Raw genomic sequence first — 21,668 nt, 5'->3', positions numbered from 1 at the left:
GCGCTCCCGTCAGTGCAATGTCTGGGAGACCCGGGCGCGGAGCAGGCGGCAGACCGAGGGGAGCGAAAATGGAAGGCGAAACGGTCATCGCGGGCGTCGACACGCACAAGGACGTGCATGTTCTGTGCCTGCTCGACGGCCTCGGGAGGAAGATCTGGAGCGGGAGCTTCGGGGCCGACCCCGAGGGCTACGACAGGCTGGCGGAGGCGATAGGCGACCCGGGGAGCTGCATGGTCGTCGGCGTCGAGGGCACGGCATCGTACGGGGCCGGGCTGACAAGGAGGCTCGTGGAGCTCGGGTACAACGTCGTCGAGGTGCTCAGGCCCAAGAGGGACAAGGTGAGGCCCGGCGAGGGGAAGAGCGACCCGCTGGACGCCGAGCGCGCGGCGCGCAAGGCGGCGTCCGGGAAGGGCTGCTCCGTGCCGAAGTCGCAGGACGGCTGGGTCGAGGCGGTGCGCCAGCTCTACGTCGCGCGCAGGCTGGCCGTCGCGACGTCCACGTCCTGCGTGGCCTGCGCGAAGTCGATGCTCACGACGGCCCCGAGCGCCCTGAGGGAGCGGTTCAGGGGCCGCGAGCGGCCGAAGGACCTCATGCCGCTGCTCGCGCGCGGGAGGAAGGCGGGCGACGCGCTCGAGGAGAGCGTGCTGGCCTCGCTGCGGTCCGTCGCGGCGGTCTGGAAGGAGGCCCGCAGCCAGGTCGAGTCCCTCGACGAGCGCATCCGCGCGCTGCTGGAGGCGAACGCGCCCGCGCTGCTCGGCGTCGAGGGCTGCGGCACCACGACCGCCGCCGCCCTGGTCGTGGCCGCCGGCGACAACCCCGGCAGGCTGAAGGGCGAGGCGGCGTTCTCGATGATGTGCGGCGCCTCCCCGATCCCCGCGTCGAGCGGGAAGACGGACCGGCACAGGCTCAACCGCGGCGGCAACCGGCAGGCGAACTGGGCGCTCTACGAGATCGCGATCAAGCGCATGGCGTACGACGAGAGGACGAGGAGGTACGTGGCGAGGCGGACCTCCGAGGGGAAGTCCCGGCGGGAGGCGGTCCGCTGCCTGAAGCGCTACATAGCGCGGGAGGTGTACCACGTGCTCATGGACCCGAACCCCGACGGCGCCGCGCCGGAAGGCCCCGAGCTCGCGAAGATGCGCAAGGCGATGCGGGTGACTCAGAAGAAAGCCGCCGCGGAGCTCGGCCTGTCCGCAGCCACACTCGGGCACTTGGAACGGGGGAAACGGCGGTCGACGAAACTGGAGAGGAGGTATTACGAGCTCCTGTGCGAATTGGAGAGAGCGCTCCCGCAAACTGCCTCTTGACAACTTATAGGAGCGTCGGTTTTATTTTCCGCATTAAGCCGATGGTCGGAGGTTTGCGGTTCATCGTAGTAAACGGGCGTTCTTTTTGGCGGGCGGTGTTGCTCGGGCGTCGGTGGTGAGCAAAACGACCTGTTTTCCTCCGTCCCCAAGGGGTCATTTGTGAAGAGTGTCCCCAATGACTAGTCTTAGGCGAGGGGCGTGGATTCCCATTCGCCGGTGAGGTGGGGGATGTCGAAGGTTCGATAACCGCAGTCGTAGGCGTGGGCCTGGGCCTCGCGGATGTTCCAGCAGATGTCGCAGGCGCGGTGTGCGTCCGAGCCAAAGGTAATGGGCACCTCGGCATGGGCAAAGCAGCGCAAGAGGCCGGTCGCGGGGTAGTAGTCGTCGAGCCCCTTGCGCGGCGCGGCAGTCGAGACCTCAACGCGCCGATTCGTGTCGTGTGCGCATTCTGCCATCTGCCCCCAGAACGGCGCGGGGTCAAAATCGGGCGCAAAGCCCTCCTTCGAAAAGCGCATGACCAGGTCGGGGTGGGCCATCACGTCAAAGTTGAGCGGGCTTTCGCAGGCGCGACACCAGTCGTCGACGTAGCGCTCCCACACGCCGCGCACGCCCAGGTTTTCCCAAACGTGCAGGTTGGTGTCATCGTCGATCCAACCGCAGCGCGAATCGGGCGCATCGGGACGAACGACGTCCTCTGTCCCCGCCGTACCCGCGGCGCCGGCCATGATATCGCCGGGGTTGCCAATCCAATGTACGCTGCCCAGGCGCACGACGGCGCCTTCGGACCAGCGCTCAACCAAAGGCTCGCAGCCTTCGTACCAATCGCACTCAAAGCCATAGATAAGCTCGAGCTCCGGCGCGATCTGCGCGGTAAGCTTGCGGGCATCCTCAAAAGCCAGACGATGTGCCGGCAGGTTGCCCTCGACAACCTGCACTTCGCAATTGGAATCCATGCTGGCAGGCAGGGTAAGGTGATCGGTCGAGACCATGGCACGGCAACCGGCTGCAGCAGCGGCGCGAACGTTGTCCTCAAACGAGGCGTGTCCGTCCGAGAACGAGGTGTGGGTATGGCAATCGACCAGCGGGCAAGCAGGCATGGCGGCTCCTTTGCGTCAAGCGAATCCGCTCCATTGTAACGGCGCGGCCCTCGATGCGACGAGCGCGCCGGGGTGCCGGTTTCTTGCGGACAGGGAAAATCGCGCTCATCGCGCTCCGCCACATCCACGCCGCCCGCGATGTGCTAGCGTTTGAATGAACAAAACGAGCCCGTGCGGAAAGGAGCCGGACCGTATGCCATGCGATAGCAAATCTCCGCTGTCCCGCGAGACCGATGCGCCCGAGACCATCGTCAAGCTGGAATGCGATATCGACGACGCGTCGCCCGAGGTGCTCGCCTACGCCGCCGACCGCCTGCGCGAGGCCGGTGCGCGCGAGGTGCACTGGCTGCCCCTCTATTGCAAGAAGGGCCGTCCCGGCTGGCAGCTGCAGGTAATCTGTACCCACGAGGATATCGAGCGCCTACAGACGATTATCTTTTTGGAAACCACGACCAATGGCATCCGCCGCCAGGTTATGGAGCGCGTTTGCCTACCACGCCGCTTTGAGCGCGTAACAACGCCATGGGGCGAGGTGTCCGTCAAGGTGGCGACCCTGCCCGACGGTAGTGAGCGTGCGGCGCCCGAGTACGAAGACTGCTCCCGCCTCGCTCGCGAGCATAACGTGCCGCTCCAGCGCGTGATGCAGGCGGCACAAGCCGTGGCACTGCGATTTGAGTAACGCGGCTGGCGGCACGCCACGCCCAGCTCCATCAACCCCACCCGAAAGGACCACCATGAAATACCTCATCGCTTCCGACATCCACGGTTCGGCATATTGGACTGAGCGCCTGGTCGCCGCCATCGAGTCCGAGCAGCCCGACCGCATCGTCCTGCTGGGCGACCTGCTCTATCACGGTCCGCGCAACGACCTGCCGCGCGACTACGCCCCCAAGCGCGTAATCCCGCTGCTCAACGCCCTGGCCGACCGCATCATCGCCGTCCGCGGCAACTGCGATGCCGAGGTCGACCAGATGGTCCTCGACTTCCCCCTCATGGCCGACTACGCCACGCTGTTCGACGAGACCGGTCGCGAGCTGTTCCTGACGCACGGCCACGTCTTTGGCGCCGGCATGCACAACAGCGTCGACCACGCGCCCGCGCTGCCCGAGGGCTCCGCGCTCGTCTACGGCCACACGCACATCAAGGTCAACGAGGAGAGCGCCGCGCACCCGGGCCTGCGGCTCTTCAACCCCGGCAGCGTGAGCATTCCCAAGGACGGCTCGCACAGCTACGGCATCTACGAGGGCGGCGCGTTCCGCCACGTGATCATGGAGGAGGACTAACCATGGCGCAGCACATGGCTCAGCAAAATGCCGAGGGCTCGCGCGATCTGTCCACGCTGGTGGATGCATCGGCCGAGCTGCAGCATCTGGTGCAGACCATTTGGCGCCTGCGTCAGCCCGACGGCTGCCCGTGGGACCGCGAACAGACGCATCAGAGCATCGGCAAGAACATGATTGAGGAAGCCTACGAGGCGCTCGATTGCATCGAGGCCGATGATGCCGCGCATCTGCGCGAGGAGCTGGGCGACGTGCTCATGCAGGTGGTGCTGCATGCGCAGATTGCGGCGGACGCCGGTGAGTTTACGCTGGCCGATGTGGCGCGCGATATCGACGCCAAGCTCATTCGCCGCCACCCACACGTGTTTGGCGATGCGGACGCCGATAACTCCGACGAGGTGCTCAAGATCTGGGACGAGGTTAAGCTTGCCGAGAAGGCTGCCAAGGACAAGGCCGTGGCAGCAGGCGAGGCTGCGCCCGAGGGCCTGCTCGACGGCGTGCCCACGCATCTGCCGGCGCTGATGCAGGCGCAGAAGGTGTCGCGCAAGGCAGCGGCCGTGGGCTTTGAGTGGGAGACGGTCCAGGACGTGTGGGACGAGGTCGCCGAGGAGCGTGCCGAGTTTGAGGCCGAGGCTCCCGGCTCGCCCGAGCGCGAGATGGAGTTTGGCGACCTGCTCTTTGCCCTGGTCAACGTTGCGCGCAAGGAGGGAATCGACGCCGAGAGTGCCCTTCGTGCCAGCACGGCAAAGTTCCGCCGCCGTTGGGCCGCGATGGAGCAGATGGCGGCCAACGCTCATGTAGATCTGGCTGAGCTTTCGACCCACGGCCTCAACGACCTCTGGGATGCCGCAAAGGCGGAGGAGTAAGACTGCGGGAACGACGGGCTGACATGCCTCATCGTTCCCGCTAAATTTTTCGAAAAACAATTGTATCCCTCGGCTAACTTAGGGCATAATGCAAAAAGTGCGACATGGCTAACTTACGGAGGCGCACCGATGGTGCACGGTCGGCCAGTCGCTTGCATCAACTACGTTTCCAAGTGAGAGGGAGACAACATGAGCGATATTTTGGATGTCTACGGTCGCGAGGTGCTCGACAGCCGCGGCAATCCCACCGTCGAGGTCGAGGTCGTGCTCGAGGACGGCAGCTTTGGCCGCGCAATGGTGCCTTCGGGTGCTTCGACCGGCGCCTTTGAGGCCTGCGAGCTGCGCGACGGCGACAAGGGTCGCTACCTGGGCAAGGGCGTTTCGCAGGCCGTCGAGCACGTCAACAACGAGTGCACTAACGCCGTCGTGGGTCTCGACGCCTTCGACCAGCGCGCCGTCGATGCCGCGCTGATTGCCGCGGACGGTACCCCCAACAAGACCAAGCTCGGTGCCAACGCCATCCTGGGCGTGTCGCTGGCCGTCGCCCGCGCCGCTGCCGAGTCGGCGGGCCTGTCGCTGTACCAGTACCTGGGCGGCGTCAACGCCCATCTGCTGCCCACGCCCATGATGAACATTCTCAACGGCGGCGTGCATGCCGACAATAACGTTGACTTCCAGGAGTTCATGATCATGCCGGTGGGCGCCCCGAGTTTTGCCGAGGGCCTGCGTTGGTGCGCCGAGGTCTACCACACCCTCAAGGGCGTGCTGCACGAGGCCGGCCTGGGCGGCGGCGTGGGCGACGAGGGCGGCTTTGCCCCCAACCTTAAGACCAATGCCGAGCCGTTCGAGTACATCACCAAGGCCGTCGAGAAGGCTGGCTTTAAGCCCGGCGTCGACTTCATGTACGCCATGGACCCGGCGTCCACCGAGTTCTACAACGCCGAGACCGGCATGTACGAGCTCAAGGGCGAGGGCGTGGAGTACACGAGCGCCCAGATGGTCGATTACTGGGAGAAGCTCGTCGACACCTATCCCATCATCTCCATCGAGGACGGCATGGCCGAGGAGGACTGGGACGGCTGGGTCGAGCTTACCCGCCGCATTGGCAACAAGGTGCAGCTGGTGGGCGACGACCTGTTCGTCACCAACACCGAGCGCCTCAAGAAGGGCATCGAGCTTGGTGCCGCCAACGCGATCCTGGTCAAGGTCAACCAGATCGGTACGCTCACCGAGTCGCTCGAGGCCATCGAGACCGCCAAGGAGGCCGGCTACGCCTGCATCGTGAGTCACCGCTCCGGCGAGACCGAGGACTCCACGATCGCCGACCTGGTCGTGGGCGTCAACGCCGGCCAGATCAAGTCGGGCGCCCCGTGCCGCAGCGATCGCATCGCCAAGTACAACCAGCTCATCCGCATCGAGGACGAGCTCGAGGGCAGTGCGCGCTACGCCGGCAAGGCCGCGTTCTACAACATTCGCTAAACAAGTGGCGCTCGCGGGGGGCGGGGCTGACTCGGCTCCGTTCCACTTCTGATGGCCGCCATTGGGCGCTGGGCCATATGACTCAGCGCCTTTTTTATGTCGAGCAAGGGCCGCCGAAGGCGTTGCGCGCGCTCGTGCTATAACTAAAGGACTTAGCGCAAACAAACCTCAACCGCACAAGGCGCACATGGATCAGATTTACGATAACAGGTACTATTCCGCCGGTTCGCGTGAGCCGTCGCCTCGTCGTGCGCGTACCGCGCAGCTTGGCGGGTCTGGTTATGCTGGTGCTGATCGCTCCAGGTATAGCTCGCCGGCGACTTCGCATCCCAATGTTCAGCCAAATAGTTCCTCGGATAGTCCGGTGCGCCCATCGCGTTCCGCGCATGCGTCGCGCCCTTCGACCCAGGCGTCCGACAAGCCGCGCCGTCCCTCAAGCCGTCTTTCGGGTTCGGACTTTATGCACTACGCCAACGACAACGCGGTGATCAAGGCAATCTACGACTTTACCCACGGTCCCCAGCGAGGGCTATTCATCGGCATTGTCGTTGCCCTGGTGCTCGTGAGCCTGTATTTCCCCGTGCGCGACCTGTATGTGGCAAAGCGTTCGAGCGATATCTTGGCCAAGCAGGTCGAGATTCGTCAGCAATACAATGATGAGCTGCAAAAAAGCGTCGACAAGCTGCTCTCGGAGGAGGGTATCAAGGACGCGGCATCCGAGGACTTGGGCCTGGTGATGCCCGGCGAGAAGAGGATTGAAGTGCAGGGCCTGGACGACGATTCGGATTCGTCTTCGAGCAAGAAGTCGTCGAACGCCAAGAAGGCCAGCGAAGTTGCCAAGGAAATCGAAGAAGTCGGTAAGGACGCCCCGTGGTACATCCAGGCGCTCGACATGCTGTTTGGGTTTAACGGTGTCGAGGGCCAGACGGTCGTGTCCAACGGCAAATAGCGCCCGGAGGGGAGCCTGCAATGGCAGATTGCAAACGCTATAAGGTAGCCGCGATCGACCTGGGAACGGTGTCGTCGCGACTGGTGTTGGCCCAGGTCGAGGGCGGGGCGATCGTGGAATCGTCCAAGCATACCGAGATTACCGATCTGGGCGAGGGCGTCGACGCGACAGGTCGCTTTTGCGAGGCGGCTGTCGAGCGCGTGCTCGCTGCGTGCCGGATGTTTGTGGACGAGGCCCGTGCCTTTGGGGCCGTGTGCATCTGCACCACGTGCACGAGCGCCGCGCGCGATGCGTCCAATGCCGCCCTGCTGCTGGACGGCCTGCGTGAGCTGGGGCTCGAACCGCAGGTGATTCCGGGCGAGGTCGAGGCACGCCTGACGTTTTTTGGCGTGGCGCACGACTTTGCCGGCGAGCGCATTATTGTTGCCGATTCGGGTGGCGGATCCACGGAGCTCGCGACGGGCGTCTATGCGCCGGAGCGTGGCGTCTTTGCGCTAGAAGGGACGCGCTCGCTGGACATTGGCTGCCGCCGTGTGACGGAGCGGTTTTTCTCGGCGCTGCCGCCTGCGGACGGCGAGCTTGCTGCCGCTGCCGCATGGGCAAACGAGCAGTTTGCGGGCTACTTTGAGAGTCTGCCTGTCGACTTTGAGCGCGCCGAACGCTTGGTCGCAGTGGGCGGCACGGTGACTACGCTGGTGGCTCTGGTCCACGAGCTGGAGCCGTATGATTCGAGCTTCGTGCACCTGCGCGAGCTTTCGATGGAACAGATTTCGGCTGCTATCGAGCACATGTCTGTGTTGGACGCGGACGGCATCGCCGCGCTACCGGGTGTGCAGCCCAAACGCGCGGGCGTGATCTTGGCTGGCGCCGTGGTGATTCGCGAGCTCATGCGTGCCAGCGGCTATAAGACGCTCACCGTAAGCGAGAATAGCCTACTCGCCGGTATGGCCGCCACCATCAACGAGGTTCTCGACGGCGCGACTCCCACCATCGCCTGGACCCCCACTCTCAGCACCCTCTAAATAATTTGCGGTGAAATACGGACTAAAATCGCCCTTTCGGGCGCCAAACAGTCCCTATTCCACCGCAACTCAACAGCCGGCACCTGGGGACAGTCCTTGCGGGGCGTCCCCACAGCGCCTATGCCAGCTTGTCGATTTGCCCAATCTCCCAAAGCGGAATATTGACGAGCATGCCCTCGTCTCTATATGCCGCCAGGGAGCTCCTCACGCAACGCTCGAGCTTGAATTTTTCGCAGGCTATTTTCAGACTCTTCGCTTTAAGGTTCTCTGCCGCCTTGACCTCAAGCGGAAGCACGGTTCCCGCATGGTCGATGGCAAAGTCGGTTTCGGCATTGCCAGAGGTAGAGGACCAATACGCGGGAGTTTTGTCCTGGAGCAAAAGCTCCTGCGCGACGTATTGTTCGGTCAGCGAACCTTTGAACTCGGTAAAAACAGCGGATCCGTTAAGAACGATGGCCGGAGAGAGACCGGAGAGCGCTCCGAGGATGCCGGTGTCGATGCAGAACAGTTTGAAGCCCGAGAGGTCTTCGTAGCTCGAGAGCGGCGCCTTTAGAGCGGAAACACGTGGCACCTTATGAACGATTCCGTAGTCCGTGAGCCACTGGAGGCTTTCCTCGAAATCGCGTGCGCGCGCTCCGGGGCGAAGGGCGCCATAGACAAACTTCTTGTTCTCTTTGGCAAGCTGGCCGGGAAGGGATTTCCAAACCAACCTCATGCGCTCGATGATGCGGGCGGGTGCATGTTTGCCAAAATCGGATTCGTAAGCCTCGATGATTTGCTGCTGAAGCCTTCGGGCTTCGATGAAGTCGCGTGTCTCGGCGAAAGCGGAGACAACTTCGGGCATACCGCCGACAACAAGGTATTCCTTGAGCAAGTGTTCGAGCTTTTCGGTAACGTTTGCTAGAAGGTTCATGTCTGCGGCAAGGATGGCGTCGGCGAGCGGGTCGCCGTCGACGGCACGAACGAACTCGGCGAACCCCATGGGACGCATAGTGAGCTGGTCGATTTTGCCGACGGGAAATGACTCGTTTTCGCGTCGGAGCGCGAGGCCCATATAGGAACCGGCTGCTACGATGTGGTATTCGGGTGCAAGCTCGTTGAAGTACTTGAGCGAGGTGATCCCGCGCGGGGCCTCTTGGATCTCGTCGAAGATGATGAGCGTGTCTGCTGGCGTTACAGTTTGGCCACGTAGGAGTTCTATCTGGGAGATGATGCGCTTGGGGTCGAGGTCCCCATCGAACAGCGAGCGTGTGCTCGGCTCGAGCATAAAGTCAAAACGAATGACGTTTCGATACTGCTGGCTTGCGAATTCGTTAAGAAGCCAAGTCTTTCCTGTCTGGCGGGCTCCCTTAAGAAAGAGAGGTTTGCGATTCGTCCTTGATTTCCAAGCGATAAGTTCGCTCATAAGCTGTCGCTGCATATTGCCTCCCAACCCTCTCGGTTAGTATAAGGCCATTTGGGTGTTTCCATCGGAAAATGTGCGAGACAACCACGTTTTTCCATCGGAAAATGTGCGAGACAACCACGTTTTTCCATCGGAAAATGTGGTAGGAAACTCATTGGGTGGGCGGAAAAAGTAGTCAAAAAAGCCCCGTCCCAAATGAGCTGCTCTGCAGTTGACGGCGTCCAAAAGAAACGAGCCCGCATCCCTGGGGAACACGGGCTCGCAAGCAATCATATGGTAGGGGCGGTGGGACTCGAACCCACAATCCTTGCGGCGAGAGATTTTAAGTCTCCTGCGTATGCCAATTCCGCCACGCCCCCGTGAGACTAGAAGTCTAGCACAAGCCGTCCGTTACGCGTTGACGGCCATCGAGTGTTGGCCCGACTTCTCCAGGAACTCCTGGAACTTGGCTTCGTCGCCCTTGTTCTGGTACTGCAGGGCCAGCAGGTACTCCAAGCGGCAGCGCTTGACCGGGTCGTCGCCGACATCCTCGAGCATGCGCTCCAGCTCGGGAATGTCGTTGTGGCGCTTGAGGATCATCGTGTCGTACATCAGCTGGCACTCGTGCGCAACTGCCTCGGCCTGACCGCCCTCAAAGCCCTTGATCTCGTGCAGCAACTCCTTGGACTTTTTGCGGTCCTCCTGGCCAACATAGTAGTTAAAGGCTTTGATCACCAGGTCGACGCGCTGCATCTTGGGGAGGTTGAGCCCCAGCAGCAGGTCGAACATCTCGCTGGCACGCTCGTGGTCCTCGCGCAGCAGATAGGAGTTCAGGCGCAGGTAGTCGCGGTTGTAGCGTGGGTACAGCATGCTGGTGAGTTTGCCGTCGAGCAAACGATCGAACTCGTCCCACTGCTTGGCGGCCATCAACTGCTGCAGACGCTTGAACGTGGTGCGTTTTTTGACGCTAAAGAACACCGACACGGCGATGCAGATGATAACGACGGCGGTCCAGAGGGTGCGGGAATCGGGCATTTCAGAGTCCTTAGTCGCTCTTAAAGCGAGCGGTATGACAACACGTACTAGATGTATTATACGCAGCGTGCAAGCAAACTGGCATAAAAGCTCATCGAGGCTGAGTGCCATCGCTCGCTGCGGTACACTTACCTAAAGTAAACCATGAAGGGAGACATTACCTATGAAGAAGATCGTTTTGGCTTGCGGTGCTGGCGCTGCTACTTCCACACTCGTTGCCCAGAAGGTCGCCACCTTGCTCGACGCCAACGGTTACGCCGACAAGTACGAGATCGTGCAGTGCGCCATCTCCGAGGCCAAGGACTACTGCGACGAGGGCGCCGACCTGCTGATCGCCACCACCGTTGCCCCCGAAGGCCTCACCTGCCCGTACGTGAGCGGCGTGCCCTTCATGACCGGCATGAACCGCGTCGCTGCCGAGAAGGCCGTTCTCGACGTCATGGCTCAGTAGGCACTGCCTGTATGAGTGAGCAGAACGTCAACCCGGTCGAGCTCTTTGGCATGCGCGTTGCCCATGTGGGCATTAACGCCGCCGACCCGGCAGACGCCCTGGAGATCGCGGAGCTGTTCTCGACGATGATGGGCCTGCCTGTTATCGAGACCCCGGTTTCGTACTTCAACGATTCGCTGGTCGAGGTCATGAAGCAGAACGGTCGTGGCACCAAAGGCCACATCGGCTTTGCCGTTAACGACATCGATGCAGCTGAGAAGTGGTTTGCCGAGCGCGGGCTCGAGGTCAACGAGGAGTCGCGCGCGCTGCTACCCGACGGTGGTACCAAGCTCGTGTACTTTAAGCGCGAGTTCGCCGGCTTCGCCGTGCACCTGTGCCGCGAGTAGCGCACAAGCTGTCATAGCTAGCAAAAAGGGATAGGGCTGCGTGGCCCTATCCCTTTATTTATGCCGAGGGGCTTCCTACCGCGGCAGGCGAATCGTAAAGCGGCTGCCGACGCCCTCGACCGAGGTCACGCCGATGACGCCGCCGTGGCTATCGACGATCCACTTGGCGATGGCGAGCCCCAGGCCCGAGCCCTGCGCTCCGGCATCGCGCGCGTTGTCGGCGCGGTAGAACCGCTCGAACGCGTGAGCTGCGGATTCCTGGTTCATGCCGATGCCCTCGTCCTCAACGCTTATGTCGATCGTGCCCGCGCCCGCATCCGGCGCTACGCCAAACGAGATGGGCGTGCCCGCGTCCGAATACTTGGCGGCGTTTTGCACGATCACGCGCAGAGCCTGCTTCACGAGCGCGACATCGACGGACGCGTCGCAGCGCGGGTCGCTGATAAGCGCAGCGTCAAAGGCCAGCCGATACGTGTGCCCGGCATCGATCATCTGCGATTCTTCGCAAACCTCGCCGACCAGTGCAGCCAGGTTGGTATGCGCACGCCGCAGGACCGTGCGCCCGGCATCGCCGCGCGCCAAAAACAGCAGCTGCTCCACGAGCTCCTGCATGTGCTCGCTTTCGGCCTTGAGGGACGCGATGGATTCCGCCAGCACGTCCGGGTCGTCTTTGCCCCAGCGGTCGAGCATGTTCACGTAGCCCTGAATCACCGCGATGGGCGTGCGCAGCTCGTGGCTTGCATCGTTGACAAAGCGCATCTGCTGCAGCTTGGCCTCTTGCATCTGGCGCAGCAGGCGGTTGAGTGCGACCTCGATGCTTGCCAGGTCGGCGTCGCCGGTGGTGACGCTCGGCGAGTCGACGCTCGCGCGCTCGATGGCTTGCTCCAGCGTTTCCATCTTGCCGCCGGAGAGCTGCATGCGGCCGAGCTCGTCCACGCGCAGGGCCAGGTCGTTGAGCGGCGCCATGGTGCGGCGCACACGGCGAGCGCCGCCGAGCATATCGAGCATGCTGATGACCTGCCAACCTACAACAACGATATAGAGGGGCCAAAGTGCGATGAGGTCCTGCGCGAGGGGGAAGGTCTTGGTGGTACGCGCAAGCTCGACGGTATAGGTGAGCGTTGTCAGGTCCCAGCCGCGCGCGGGCTTCAGCGACATGCCGCGAACGGTGGCGCCGGGGATCCATCCTGCGGTAAACGCGCTGTCGGGCAGTGTCTGGTTGTATCCATAGACGAGGATCGCCGCCGCAATCACCACCAGCAACAGATCGAGCCAGACGTAGCTCATCAGGCGGCGCCACATATAGCTCCAGTTGATGGCGCGGGCGATGGAGGTGACGCGCTTGGCCTCGGCGTTACGCGCGGCAGACATAGCCCACCCCGCGCACGGTCTGGATGATGCGGGCGCCGCCGGCGTCCTCGATCTTGGCGCGTAGATGCGCGATGTGCACGTCGACGTTGTTGGTGTCGCCCATGTATTCGTAGCCCAGCGCTTCGTGCGCGATGCGTTCGCGCGTGAGCACGGTCTCGGCATGCGCCATAAGCAGGGCGAGGACATCGAACTCGCGGGCCGTGAGCGCAATGGGCGAGCCGCCGACCGTGACTTCGCGGCGGTCGGGATCGAGCGCGACCGAACCCACGGTGAGCGCGGCGGGGGAGGGCACGGCGGCTTGGGCTGAGCCGCCAGCTGGGGGCTCAGCAGCGGCGCCGACACCCGCGCCGCCCGCCATACCCGCTCTGGCCCCGGCGCCGCCAACGCCCGAAGCCGTCCGCACGGCCTCCGAGCGCTTCAGCGCAACGCGGATCCGTGCGAACAGTTCCTCAATGGCAAACGGCTTGGTTAGGTAATCGTCAGCACCGGCATCGAGCCCGGCCACCTTGTCCATCACGGCATCTCGCGCGGTGACCATAATCACCGGCACATCCTTGTGCTTGCGGACACGCCGCAGCACCTCCATGCCGTTGAGCTGCGGCAACAGCACATCGAGCAGAATCAGATCGTAGTCGCGCTCCAGCGCCAGGTCCACGGCGGTGCGCCCGTCGGCGGCGTGCTCTACCTGGTAGCCCTCGTGCTCCAGCTCGAGCGTCACAAAGCGGGCGATTTTCTCCTCGTCCTCTACGATCAGGATTCGTGCCATGCGTGCCCCCGTCTGCGATTACTTGTCGTCGTTGAGATTTTGCTTGATGTCGTCCGCGGCGTCGGCGGCGTGATTCATAAGATTGTTGATGCTGCCGGGCACGTCGCCGTCGCTATCGATGCGGTAACGCATGCCAAAGAACAGGCCGATCAGCATCAGCCATATCGTGGCGCCCCAGGCAAACAGGGCGATGATGGGGATCAGGATGGGGATGTTGAGGATGATTGCATCGCGGCGCGTGGCGATAAACTTGGTGTCCAGGCTCAGGCGGAAGAGCTTTTTGAGGTACTCCCACACGCTGTCCATCTTCTTGGAGAAGTCGGTCTTTTCGCTCGACTTCTCGTAGGCTGCCTGCGCGGCGACCATCTCGGCCGAGGGCTCATCGACCGGCGCGGACTCGGTGGCGGCGTGCGCCGATGTGGTCTGCGTCTTGCCCTGCGACTCGAGCCAAATGATGGCGTCCAAAACGTTGCCGTCGGCGGCGTCGAGCGCGGCCTTGGCATCGGTGTAGCTCACGTTGCACTTGGTGCGGATGGTTTCAACTTTTTCGAGGTCGTCCATGACCTGTCCTTTCGTTCGATGGGCGCGAGCGTTGCGTTCGGCGGCCTGCGTTGCGCGGCGCCGCCCTGCCCCTTGTTCGAACTCTATAGTGCAGGTTATAGATTAAGCGATTCTTGAGCCAAGATTAATGTTGGATGAGTTTTTGGGTAGCGGTGGGAAAAGTATTAGACCTCGATAGCGGGGGATGTGGTGCCGGTGCAAAACGGCGTCAAAGGTTGGTCGAGCAGGCGGTTTCTCCATTGATGTCCGCACGGCATGGGACACTTACCCTGCCGCCCCGCTCTGCCGCGGCGGCATGCGTCTGAACAACGACCCTCTAAGGAGTTCGATACCGATGAGCGATAACACCAAGCATCTCGCAAAGAAGTGCGTCAAGGACGCGGGGCCGTGCCTCGCGTTGTGCCTTGCCGGCGCAGCGGTCGCGCTGCTGGCTGTTCTGGGGCCATTCGACGTGCTCCGAAGTGCCAGTTCTCTGCACGTTTGCATGGCCCTTGCCGGCGCCATGATGACCGGCGGCGTGCTCGATCTGGTTTTTTGGGTGCTTGACCCGTTTGGATGGAAGAACGAAGGGTAAGCCCTAAGGGATGGAAGGGCTGGAACGGTTGGCTTAGTGATCGTGCAGAATGTGGGCTAGCGACTTACAGGGAAGTGGTAATCCGATGACGGTCTATGTAACAGGCGATATTCATGGCGGCGCTGACATGCAAAAGCTCCGCGATTGGGAGCTTGGGGATAGCCTGGCGAGCGACGACTATCTCATCATCGCGGGCGACTTTGGCTTTCCCTGGGACTTTTCTACCGAGGAATGTGCCGATATTGCTTGGCTGGAGTCGCGCCCCTACACCGTGCTGTTTGTCGACGGCAACCACGAGCGTTTCGATCACTGGGCGGAACGCCCCATGGAGTTGTGGCACGGTGGGCTGACGCAGCGCCTGTCGGATACCTCGCCCATACGGCGCCTGACGCGCGGCGAGGTTTTTGAGCTCGACGGCTCAACGGTCTTTACCATGGGCGGCGCCACGAGCGTGGACAAGGAATACCGCATTCCGTATTCCAGCTGGTGGCCGCAGGAGCTGCCGGACGAGCGCAACTTTGAGGAGGCGCGGGCAAAGCTCGACAGCGTGGGCTGGACGGTCGACTACGTGATCACCCACACCTGCTCTACGCGCATGCTTTCGTCCACGCTTTATCCAGCGTCCGGCTGGAATTGCCCCTCCGTTGATCGGCTTACGGCATTTTTCGATGAGCTGGAAGACCGCTTGGACTACAAGCGCTGGTACTACGGGCATTTTCATCGGGATACCAACCCGGCCGAGCGTCACACCGTGCTCTACGACTGCATCGTTCGCTTGGGCGACGAACTCCAGCCCTGGGATGTTGCGTAGAGGCGGGGTGGCTGGCTACTCGACCGTTACAGTGATGTTCTCCCGATGCGCGCGGATGACGTCCCAGCTAAAGTGCTCGACCAGCTGCTCGGCGGTACGCGGCGTGGTGTCCGGCGCGATGCCTGTTTGCCCGGCGAGCCATCCCAACAGTGCCTCGGGTGTGCCAAAGCGGGTGCGGAGCTCGCCCAGGTCCAGATCGCGATCGCGCTTGGAAAGGCGGCGGCCGTCCGGTGACATGAGCAGCGGAATGTGCGCGTAGTGCGGCGTGGGCAGTCCCAGCAGATGTTGCAGATAGATCTGGCGCGGCGTGGAACCAAGCAGGTCGCATCCGCGTACGATCTCGGTGACGCCCATGGCAGCGTCGTCGACCACCACGGCCAGCTGATAGGCAAACACGCCGTCGCTGCGGCGCACCAAAAAGTCACCGCACTCGGTGGCGAGTGCTTCGCATTGGGCTCCGTACGTGCGGTCCACGAATTCGATCACGTCGCTGGCGAGGTCGTCGACGGTGGGCACGCGCAGGCGCGTGGCCGGAGCACGCAGGGCACTGCGGCGGGTGATTTCATCAGCAGAAAGACCTCTGCAGGCGCCGCGGTAGATGGGCGTGCCGTCGCTGGCGTGCGGCGCGCTCGCGGCGTGGAGTTCGGCACGCGTGCAAAAACAGGGATAGGTGAGGCCGGCGTCTTGCAGCTGGCGCAGGGCGTCCTCGTACAGATCCAGGCGATCGTGCTGGTAGTAGGGGCCTTCGTCCCACTCGAGCCCCAGCCAGGTCAGATCGTCAATCAGTTGAGCGGCAAGTTCCGGGCGCTTGCAGCGATCGTCCAGGTCCTCGATACGCAACACGATGCTGCCGCCCTGGCTGCGGGCCGAAAGCCATGCGCACAGGCAGCTGAACACGTTGCCCAAGTGCATGCGGCCCGAGGGCGACGGGGCAAAGCGGCCCACGACGGGGGTGGGCACTGCCGTTGCTGGTGCGTCCGCGGCGGGCGTTGCTATGTTGCGTGTTTTGATATCCATGCGGATGAGTATAGCGCGGGGCTTGGCAGGGAAGGCGTTGCCGCGCTCACAAGTTGGCGGCGGTGCGCATTGCGCACGGTGGGTTTGCGGCTCAAGGTCTCGATCGCTGCGTACCGACTTAGCCTCACAAACGACAGAAACCCCGGCAGCTCTTCGCAACTGCCGGGGTTTCCGCGGAAAAGGGGGACATGATCCTCGAGCGAACGGCAAAGGGGCAAACCGTTTTCGCTCAACTGCTTTATGCCCCTCGGCTGGCGGCTCAGTCAGCGCATGCCGCGCCCACACAAAGCCGCTACACCTGTGACGGAGCTGTGAAGTGGTATCTATTGCTGGCGCAGGCCATGCCAAGGGTGTCCCTAATGACTGGTCATTTAAGAACGTCCCCAATGACTGGCTGTTGGGGTGCGGGTGTGACTTTCATCCCGTTTGGCGCTCCGGTCGCCTAGATGTTCGTCATGCGTACCCGCAAACGTGGGACAATGGCGCTGTTGGTTTTACAGACAAAGGATGTGCCTATGAACACCCTCGCCGCCAAAGTCAGCCGGCAGCGCCACCTGTTTGCGCGATTCGCTTCCGTCTGCGTGCTCGTCGCGCTTGCGTTGTTGCTGCTGCCTGTCGCCGCGCACGCCGACGGCTACTCCATGACCCAGACCTATATCAGTGCCACGGTCGAGGCCGATGGATCGCTGACCGTTGTCGAGGGACGCCAGTTTGATTTCGACGACGACATCAACGGCGTGTTTTGGGAGATCAATACGGGCACCAACCAGCAGGGCGGCACGGCGGGCGTTGACGTGCTGAGTGTCGAGGAAGAGGACACCGCGTTTAACAAAGTCGATAGCGCGAAAAAGGGCGATTCTGGCGTCTACACGGTCGAGCAGACCGGTGACGGCGTAAGGATTAAGGTGTTCAGCCCCCACGAGAGCGGCGACAGCGCGATCTATTACGTGAGCTACACCATGACCGGTGCGGTCATGAACTGGGCCGATACCGCCGAGCTCTACTGGAAGTTTGTGGGCGACGGCTGGTCCGCGGACTCCGATGACGTTGAGATGGAAGTGTACTTCGCGAATGCCGCTGCCGGGACGGCGGCCGTCAAGGGCGATAACTTCCGCGCATGGGGCCACGGCCCGCTGACGGGCGATGTATCGCTCGATGCGGACGAACCCATGGTCACCTATACCATTCCCTGCGTGCATCAGGGCGAATTCGCCGAGGCACGCATCGCCTTCCCTAGCGACTGGGTGCCGCAGCTTGCCGCTTCGGGCGAAGAGCGCATGTCAACGATCCTGAGCGAAGAGAAGGAATGGGCCGACGAAGCTAACGCCCGCCGCGCTCACGCTCGCATGATTGCCAATGCACTTGCCGTGCTAAGTGTTGTTGCGGCGGTGGTCTTTACCGGCACAATCGTTATGCTCAAGCTGCGCAAGCGCAAGCCCAAGCCGCTTTTCCAGGACGAATATTTCCGCGATGTGCCTTCGGCCGACCATCCCGCCGTGCTTTCGGCCCTCATGAGCTGGAACGAGGTGCCCGACCAGGCATATATCGCCACGCTCATGAAGCTCACTGACGACCGTGTGATCAAGCTGGAGCAGGCGACCGTGACCAAGGCCAAGAAGGGTCTGTTGGGGCGTGAAAAAGAAGAGCAGACGTATCGCGTGACGGTGAGCGATGCGGGCTGGAAGTCGGCCAAGGGCATTGACCACATGGTGCTCAAGGTCTTCTTTGCCGGTGCTAAGCCTGACGAGAACGGCGATCGCTCGCGCACGTTTGACGAGCTGCAGCACTACGTCAAGCAGCACGCTACGCCCGTGGGCGATAAGCTCGAGGACTATCAGAACACCGTTAAGGGCAAGTTGGCCGATAGCGAGTACGTTGCCTCGGACGGCATTGTTGCAATGGTGTCTTGCCTGGTTCTTGGTATCCTGATTGCCTTTGTTCCCGTGGGATCTATCTTCTTTACCGATGGCGCACAGACGAACATTACCGCCGCGGTTATCTCGGTGCCGATTGTGCTGGTGGGTATCGGCGTGGGCCTTACGTTCCGCCGCTTTACGCCGGAGGGCGCCGAGGTGGCGGCTCGCTGCAAGGCGCTCAAGCATTGGCTCGAGGACTTCACGCGTCTAAAGGAAGCCGTCCCCGGCGATCTGGTGCTGTGGAACAAGCTGCTGGTGATGGGCGTGGCGCTGGGTGTTTCCAAGGAAGTGCTGCGTCAGCTTGCCGAGGCCGTGCCGCCCGAGGTGCGCGAGGCCGACGGCTTCTATGACAATTATCCCTGCTACTGGTGGTACTACCATCATTACGGTATCGAGTCTCCGCTCGATTCGTTCGATGACGTGTATCACGAGAGCATCCGTGAGCTGGCGTCGAGCTCCGACAGCTCGGGCGGCGGCGGAGGCGGCGGCTTCTCTGGCGGCGGAGGCGGCGGCGTCGGCGGAGGCGGCGGCGGAACGTTCTAGCGCGCTCTGATTTTTGGGATGGATCTTCTCCGGCGACTGCCGACGGATCCATCCCATTTTTATGCGCTACCTACGAAGGCTGTCCCCAACGACTAATCACTGGGAACATCCCTAAATGACTAGGTATGGCTGCTGGGTTTAGGCTGTTAGATCGAGTTCGTAGAGAAAGCTTTCGCGCGGCATGTCGTGACGGCGCTCTTCGCGGTTGGCGCGGTGCGTGGCCGTGCGCTTAAAGCCGTGCAGCTCGTAGAACTTCCACGAGCAGTTGGAGTCGGTGTACAGGTGCGCCCTCGTCGCTCCAAGCGAGGACAGGTGCGAGACGGCGGCATCGAGCAGAACCGTGCCAACGCCCAGACCATGGACATCGCGATCCACGGCAAGCAGCGTGACCTCGTTGTCGTGCGGCAACGGGCTGCTCTCGAGCAGGCGGTTGTTGGTTCGGATGGTTGCGCGCACAAACGATAGATACTCGGCGCAAGCATCGGGCTCCAGCTCGCGCATTTGCGATAGCAGCGCGCGTTCGGTATCCATCCAATGCTCCTTAACGGTGGCGCCGGAGCTTTGTCCCGCACGCGCGAGCGAAATGCCGCGCGCCTGACCGTCGATTACGGCAACCTGCGAAAACGTCGACGACGAAAGACAATAGGCGAGGTCGCACGCGGCCTCAAGGCGGTTGTACTCATCGTTATCCGAATTGTTATGCCAAAGCTGCTGCAGAATCAGCGCGATGGCGTCGAAGTCTTCGGTATCAAACGGTCGGTAGAGAACCCGCGAGACCATGGTGCCTCTTTCTTTTGCGGATGCATATCGAGCACAGTTCTACCACGCCATTGGCATCGAATTATGGTGCCCCTGTGTTCCATGAACTCACCGTGCCCGGTGCCGTGCCCATCCCCTCCGCTCGCAAACTTTTTCTGCACATGCGCCCGTTGCGGGGTGCAACGTCGCGCTCGATGCGCTACATTGAATCAGTATTTTCAATGCCGCTGCGCGAGCGCTGCAGATCGACGTATCACCGGCTCACAGAGCACGGCGGCGTACCAGACAGGAGGACTGCATGGGATCTGATGTGAAGATCGCACGCGCGTTGATCTCGGTTACCGATAAGACGGGCGTCGTCGATTTCGCACGGACGCTGGTCGATGACTTTGGCGTCGAGATCATCTCTACGGGCGGCACGGCTCGTGCCATCGAGGATGCGGGCGTTCCCGTAACCCCCATCGAGGAGTTCACGGGCTATCCCGAGATGATGGACGGCCGCGTTAAGACCCTGCACCCCAAGGTTCACGGCGCACTGCTGGCCCGCCGCGATTCCGAGCAGCACATGCAGGAGGCCGCTCAGCACGGTATTAAGCTGATCGATCTGGTCGTCGTCAACCTGTACGAGTTCGAGAAGACCGTCGCTAATCCCGAGGTCACCTTCGCGGATGCCATCGAGCACATCGACATCGGCGGTCCCTCCATGCTGCGCTCTGCCGCCAAGAACGCCACGAGCGTTACCGTCATCTCCGACCCGGCCGACTATGATGCCGTCCTGGCCGAGATGCACGAGACCGGTGGCTGCACCACGCTTTCCACCCGTCGTCGCCTGCAGGTGAAGGTCTACCAGACCACCGCCGCCTACGACACGGCTATCTCCCGTTGGCTTGCCGCCCAGGCAAGCGACGTGGCGGACACCTCTGCCAAGCTCGAGATTTCGCTGGAGAAGGTCGACGACCTGCGCTATGGCGAGAACCCGCAGCAGAAGGCCACGGTCTATCGCTTTGCCGAGGGCTGCGAGAACACCGCGAGCTCGCAGTTCCCGCTCGTGGGCTCCGAGCAGATCCAGGGCAAGCCGCTCAGCTACAACAACTATCTGGATGCCGACGCCGCCTGGAACCTGGTCCGCGAGTTCGACGAGCCGGCCTGCGTGATCCTCAAGCACCAGAACCCCTGCGGTTCCGCCGTTGCCGAGGACATCACGGCCGCCTACGATCGCGCCTTCGCCTGCGATCCCAAGAGCGCCTTTGGCGGCATCATCGCCTGCAACCGCGAGGTTCCCTTTGAGCTGGTTGAGCACTTTGCCGATCAGAACAAGCAGTTCGTCGAGGTCATCATCGCCCCGAGCTACACCGACGAGGCGCTCGAGCGCATGGCCAAGCGCCCCAACCTGCGCGTGTTGGCTACCGGCGGCGTGGACCACGGCGCCCAGGTGGAGCTGCGCTCCGTCGACGGCGGCATGCTGGTGCAGGAAGTCGACCACGTGACCGAGGACCCCGCGACCTTTACGTTCCCCACCGACCGCAAGCCCACCGACGCCGAGATGGCCGAGCTCGAGTTTGCCTGGAAGGTCTGCAAGGGCGTCAAGTCCAACGCCATCCTGATCTCCAAGGGCAAGGCCGGCATTGGCATGGGTCCGGGTCAGCCCAACCGCGTTGACTCCGCACTGCTGGCCTGCGAGCGCGCCGAGGACTTTTGCGAGCGCGAGGGCGTGGAGAAGGGCGGCTTTGCCTGTGCAAGCGACGCGTTCTTCCCGTTCCGCGACAACGTCGACGTGCTTGCCGCGCACGGCGTGACCTGCATCATTCAGCCCGGCGGCTCCAAGCGCGACGACGAGAGCATCCAGGCCTGCAATGAGCATGGCATCGCAATGGTCTTCACGGGGGCCAGACATTTTAGGCACTAGAGGCTTTCCCAAGCACCCGACCTTGCCCCTCAAACCGTCGCTTGCGTACATTTAGTACGCGGCGCTCCTCTTTCGGGGCAATCTCGGGCACTTGGAAAACCCTTTATGGGATGTTGCTCTATCCCATAAAGCTGATTGGTCGCCTGACCATATCGCCAAAATAATCTCTGCAAAAGACGGTCGCTCCG

Annotated in this window: 21 protein-coding genes and 1 tRNA gene; 13 read left to right on the top strand and 9 right to left on the bottom strand. The window is 62.4% G+C overall.

Translation table 11 applies throughout. From position 1 onward, the window contains the following. The first annotated feature begins 68 nt into the window (after window positions 1–68). Window positions 69–1,307 carry an IS110 family transposase gene (locus ACGHIZ_RS10620; RefSeq protein WP_055310779.1) on the top strand — a complete coding sequence of 413 codons (1,239 nt, stop codon included), beginning with the start codon at window positions 69–71 and terminating at the stop codon, window positions 1,305–1,307. A gap of 185 nt (window positions 1,308–1,492) precedes the next feature. Here ACGHIZ_RS10620 and ACGHIZ_RS10615 read toward each other — a convergent pair whose 3' ends face one another. Beyond that, a complete protein-coding gene (locus ACGHIZ_RS10615; protein ID WP_390447938.1) occupies window positions 1,493–2,404 on the bottom strand; it encodes a PHP domain-containing protein in 912 nt (303 codons plus the stop codon). Window positions 2,405–2,597: 193 nt separating this feature from the next. Here ACGHIZ_RS10615 and larC point away from each other — a divergent pair, with 193 nt between their 5' ends. From larC to ACGHIZ_RS10585, 6 genes are all read left to right on the top strand, one after another. Further along, entirely contained in the window at window positions 2,598–3,083 is a 486-nt protein-coding gene (gene larC, locus ACGHIZ_RS10610) for a nickel insertion protein (RefSeq protein WP_229058839.1), read from the top strand. Window positions 3,084–3,138: 55 nt separating this feature from the next. After that, window positions 3,139–3,687, top strand: coding sequence for a phosphodiesterase (gene yfcE / locus ACGHIZ_RS10605; RefSeq protein WP_195444721.1), 549 nt, complete (start codon window positions 3,139–3,141; stop codon window positions 3,685–3,687). A gap of 2 nt (window positions 3,688–3,689) precedes the next feature. Further along, complete coding sequence (gene mazG, locus ACGHIZ_RS10600) at window positions 3,690–4,550, top strand: nucleoside triphosphate pyrophosphohydrolase (protein WP_390447934.1); 861 nt, start codon at window positions 3,690–3,692, stop codon at window positions 4,548–4,550. A gap of 189 nt (window positions 4,551–4,739) precedes the next feature. Beyond that, window positions 4,740–6,029: a phosphopyruvate hydratase gene (gene eno, locus ACGHIZ_RS10595; protein WP_138113397.1), complete on the top strand. Its 1,290-nt coding sequence runs from the start codon at window positions 4,740–4,742 to the stop codon at window positions 6,027–6,029. Between the two features lie 187 nt (window positions 6,030–6,216). Next, window positions 6,217–6,978: a hypothetical protein gene (locus tag ACGHIZ_RS10590; RefSeq protein WP_229058838.1), complete on the top strand. Its 762-nt coding sequence runs from the start codon at window positions 6,217–6,219 to the stop codon at window positions 6,976–6,978. A gap of 20 nt (window positions 6,979–6,998) precedes the next feature. Beyond that, window positions 6,999–8,000 carry a hypothetical protein gene (locus ACGHIZ_RS10585; protein ID WP_390447931.1) on the top strand — a complete coding sequence of 334 codons (1,002 nt, stop codon included), beginning with the start codon at window positions 6,999–7,001 and terminating at the stop codon, window positions 7,998–8,000. A gap of 118 nt (window positions 8,001–8,118) precedes the next feature. Here the strand turns inward: ACGHIZ_RS10585 and ACGHIZ_RS10580 are convergent, their stop codons facing one another. The 3 genes from ACGHIZ_RS10580 to ACGHIZ_RS10570 form a co-directional block, all read right to left on the bottom strand. Next, window positions 8,119–9,405 (bottom strand): ATP-binding protein, encoded by a 1,287-nt coding sequence (locus ACGHIZ_RS10580; protein ID WP_390449935.1) that lies wholly within the window; start codon window positions 9,403–9,405, stop codon window positions 8,119–8,121. Between the two features lie 274 nt (window positions 9,406–9,679). Beyond that, a tRNA-Leu gene (locus tag ACGHIZ_RS10575) sits at window positions 9,680–9,764 on the bottom strand. A 31-nt stretch (window positions 9,765–9,795) separates the two neighbouring features. Then, a complete protein-coding gene (locus ACGHIZ_RS10570; protein WP_006235902.1) occupies window positions 9,796–10,419 on the bottom strand; it encodes a hypothetical protein in 624 nt (207 codons plus the stop codon). A gap of 163 nt (window positions 10,420–10,582) precedes the next feature. Here ACGHIZ_RS10570 and ACGHIZ_RS10565 point away from each other — a divergent pair, with 163 nt between their 5' ends. Together ACGHIZ_RS10565 and ACGHIZ_RS10560 are read left to right on the top strand one after the other, a co-directional pair. Continuing rightward, window positions 10,583–10,870: a PTS sugar transporter subunit IIB gene (locus tag ACGHIZ_RS10565; RefSeq protein ID WP_006235903.1), complete on the top strand. Its 288-nt coding sequence runs from the start codon at window positions 10,583–10,585 to the stop codon at window positions 10,868–10,870. 11 nt (window positions 10,871–10,881) lie between these two features. Beyond that, a complete protein-coding gene (locus ACGHIZ_RS10560; protein ID WP_138113389.1) occupies window positions 10,882–11,256 on the top strand; it encodes a VOC family protein in 375 nt (124 codons plus the stop codon). A 75-nt stretch (window positions 11,257–11,331) separates the two neighbouring features. Here ACGHIZ_RS10560 and ACGHIZ_RS10555 read toward each other — a convergent pair whose 3' ends face one another. From ACGHIZ_RS10555 to ACGHIZ_RS10545, 3 genes are read right to left on the bottom strand one after another with little or no spacing between them, the layout of a single operon-like run. Then, a complete protein-coding gene (locus ACGHIZ_RS10555; protein ID WP_138113387.1) occupies window positions 11,332–12,627 on the bottom strand; it encodes a cell wall metabolism sensor histidine kinase WalK in 1,296 nt (431 codons plus the stop codon). Continuing rightward, a complete protein-coding gene (locus ACGHIZ_RS10550) occupies window positions 12,611–13,393 on the bottom strand; it encodes a response regulator transcription factor (protein ID WP_390447926.1) in 783 nt (260 codons plus the stop codon). The genes ACGHIZ_RS10555 and ACGHIZ_RS10550 overlap by 17 nt, the downstream gene beginning before the upstream one ends. A gap of 18 nt (window positions 13,394–13,411) precedes the next feature. Then, complete coding sequence (locus ACGHIZ_RS10545) at window positions 13,412–13,954, bottom strand: DUF4342 domain-containing protein (protein ID WP_117847868.1); 543 nt, start codon at window positions 13,952–13,954, stop codon at window positions 13,412–13,414. Window positions 13,955–14,288: 334 nt separating this feature from the next. Here ACGHIZ_RS10545 and ACGHIZ_RS10540 point away from each other — a divergent pair, with 334 nt between their 5' ends. Together ACGHIZ_RS10540 and ACGHIZ_RS10535 are read left to right on the top strand one after the other, a co-directional pair. Then, entirely contained in the window at window positions 14,289–14,528 is a 240-nt protein-coding gene (locus tag ACGHIZ_RS10540; protein WP_196033640.1) for a hypothetical protein, read from the top strand. Window positions 14,529–14,655: 127 nt separating this feature from the next. Further along, window positions 14,656–15,339 (top strand): metallophosphoesterase, encoded by a 684-nt coding sequence (locus ACGHIZ_RS10535; protein ID WP_390447922.1) that lies wholly within the window; start codon window positions 14,656–14,658, stop codon window positions 15,337–15,339. Window positions 15,340–15,354: 15 nt separating this feature from the next. Here ACGHIZ_RS10535 and gluQRS read toward each other — a convergent pair whose 3' ends face one another. Continuing rightward, entirely contained in the window at window positions 15,355–16,251 is an 897-nt protein-coding gene (gluQRS, locus tag ACGHIZ_RS10530; protein ID WP_229025884.1) for a tRNA glutamyl-Q(34) synthetase GluQRS, read from the bottom strand. Window positions 16,252–16,871: 620 nt separating this feature from the next. On the opposite strand from gluQRS, the gene ACGHIZ_RS10525 reads away from it, so the two are divergent. Continuing rightward, window positions 16,872–18,815, top strand: coding sequence for a DUF2207 family protein (locus tag ACGHIZ_RS10525; RefSeq protein WP_390447920.1), 1,944 nt, complete (start codon window positions 16,872–16,874; stop codon window positions 18,813–18,815). Between the two features lie 138 nt (window positions 18,816–18,953). Here the strand turns inward: ACGHIZ_RS10525 and ACGHIZ_RS10520 are convergent, their stop codons facing one another. Further along, window positions 18,954–19,595: a GNAT family N-acetyltransferase gene (locus ACGHIZ_RS10520; protein WP_117746832.1), complete on the bottom strand. Its 642-nt coding sequence runs from the start codon at window positions 19,593–19,595 to the stop codon at window positions 18,954–18,956. Between the two features lie 277 nt (window positions 19,596–19,872). On the opposite strand from ACGHIZ_RS10520, the gene purH reads away from it, so the two are divergent. Then, window positions 19,873–21,480, top strand: a complete 1,608-nt coding sequence (gene purH, locus ACGHIZ_RS10515; RefSeq protein ID WP_117746105.1) for a bifunctional phosphoribosylaminoimidazolecarboxamide formyltransferase/IMP cyclohydrolase — start codon at window positions 19,873–19,875, stop codon at window positions 21,478–21,480. Window positions 21,481–21,668: the final 188 nt, after the last annotated feature.

This window comes from Collinsella sp. i05-0019-G5 (genome assembly GCF_042851345.1).
GTDB lineage: Bacteria > Actinomycetota > Coriobacteriia > Coriobacteriales > Coriobacteriaceae > Collinsella.
The sequence above is the reverse complement of the archived record's forward strand: the minus strand, read 5'-3'. Positions and strand labels throughout refer to the sequence as shown.

Excerpts from the sequence above, each read along its gene's own strand:
- ACGHIZ_RS10540 (WP_196033640.1), top strand. The coding sequence starts at position 14,289 with ATGAGCGATAACACCAAGCATCTCGCAAAGAAGTGCGTCAAGGACGCG.
- eno (WP_138113397.1), top strand. The coding sequence starts at position 4,740 with ATGAGCGATATTTTGGATGTCTACGGTCGCGAGGTGCTCGACAGCCGC.
- gluQRS (WP_229025884.1), bottom strand. The coding sequence starts at position 16,251 with ATGCACTTGGGCAACGTGTTCAGCTGCCTGTGCGCATGGCTTTCGGCC.
- ACGHIZ_RS10535 (WP_390447922.1), top strand. The coding sequence starts at position 14,656 with ATGCAAAAGCTCCGCGATTGGGAGCTTGGGGATAGCCTGGCGAGCGAC.
- ACGHIZ_RS10620 (WP_055310779.1), top strand. The coding sequence starts at position 69 with ATGGAAGGCGAAACGGTCATCGCGGGCGTCGACACGCACAAGGACGTG.
- ACGHIZ_RS10525 (WP_390447920.1), top strand. The coding sequence starts at position 16,872 with ATGAACACCCTCGCCGCCAAAGTCAGCCGGCAGCGCCACCTGTTTGCG.
- ACGHIZ_RS10585 (WP_390447931.1), top strand. The coding sequence starts at position 6,999 with ATGGCAGATTGCAAACGCTATAAGGTAGCCGCGATCGACCTGGGAACG.
- ACGHIZ_RS10565 (WP_006235903.1), top strand. The coding sequence starts at position 10,583 with ATGAAGAAGATCGTTTTGGCTTGCGGTGCTGGCGCTGCTACTTCCACA.
- ACGHIZ_RS10550 (WP_390447926.1), bottom strand. The coding sequence starts at position 13,393 with ATGGCACGAATCCTGATCGTAGAGGACGAGGAGAAAATCGCCCGCTTT.
- ACGHIZ_RS10580 (WP_390449935.1), bottom strand. The coding sequence starts at position 9,405 with ATGAGCGAACTTATCGCTTGGAAATCAAGGACGAATCGCAAACCTCTC.
- ACGHIZ_RS10520 (WP_117746832.1), bottom strand. The coding sequence starts at position 19,595 with ATGGTCTCGCGGGTTCTCTACCGACCGTTTGATACCGAAGACTTCGAC.
- larC (WP_229058839.1), top strand. The coding sequence starts at position 2,598 with ATGCCATGCGATAGCAAATCTCCGCTGTCCCGCGAGACCGATGCGCCC.
- ACGHIZ_RS10545 (WP_117847868.1), bottom strand. The coding sequence starts at position 13,954 with ATGGACGACCTCGAAAAAGTTGAAACCATCCGCACCAAGTGCAACGTG.
- ACGHIZ_RS10555 (WP_138113387.1), bottom strand. The coding sequence starts at position 12,627 with ATGTCTGCCGCGCGTAACGCCGAGGCCAAGCGCGTCACCTCCATCGCC.
- ACGHIZ_RS10570 (WP_006235902.1), bottom strand. The coding sequence starts at position 10,419 with ATGCCCGATTCCCGCACCCTCTGGACCGCCGTCGTTATCATCTGCATC.
- ACGHIZ_RS10615 (WP_390447938.1), bottom strand. The coding sequence starts at position 2,404 with ATGCCTGCTTGCCCGCTGGTCGATTGCCATACCCACACCTCGTTCTCG.
- ACGHIZ_RS10560 (WP_138113389.1), top strand. The coding sequence starts at position 10,882 with ATGAGTGAGCAGAACGTCAACCCGGTCGAGCTCTTTGGCATGCGCGTT.
- purH (WP_117746105.1), top strand. The coding sequence starts at position 19,873 with ATGGGATCTGATGTGAAGATCGCACGCGCGTTGATCTCGGTTACCGAT.
- mazG (WP_390447934.1), top strand. The coding sequence starts at position 3,690 with ATGGCGCAGCACATGGCTCAGCAAAATGCCGAGGGCTCGCGCGATCTG.
- yfcE (WP_195444721.1), top strand. The coding sequence starts at position 3,139 with ATGAAATACCTCATCGCTTCCGACATCCACGGTTCGGCATATTGGACT.
- ACGHIZ_RS10590 (WP_229058838.1), top strand. The coding sequence starts at position 6,217 with ATGGATCAGATTTACGATAACAGGTACTATTCCGCCGGTTCGCGTGAG.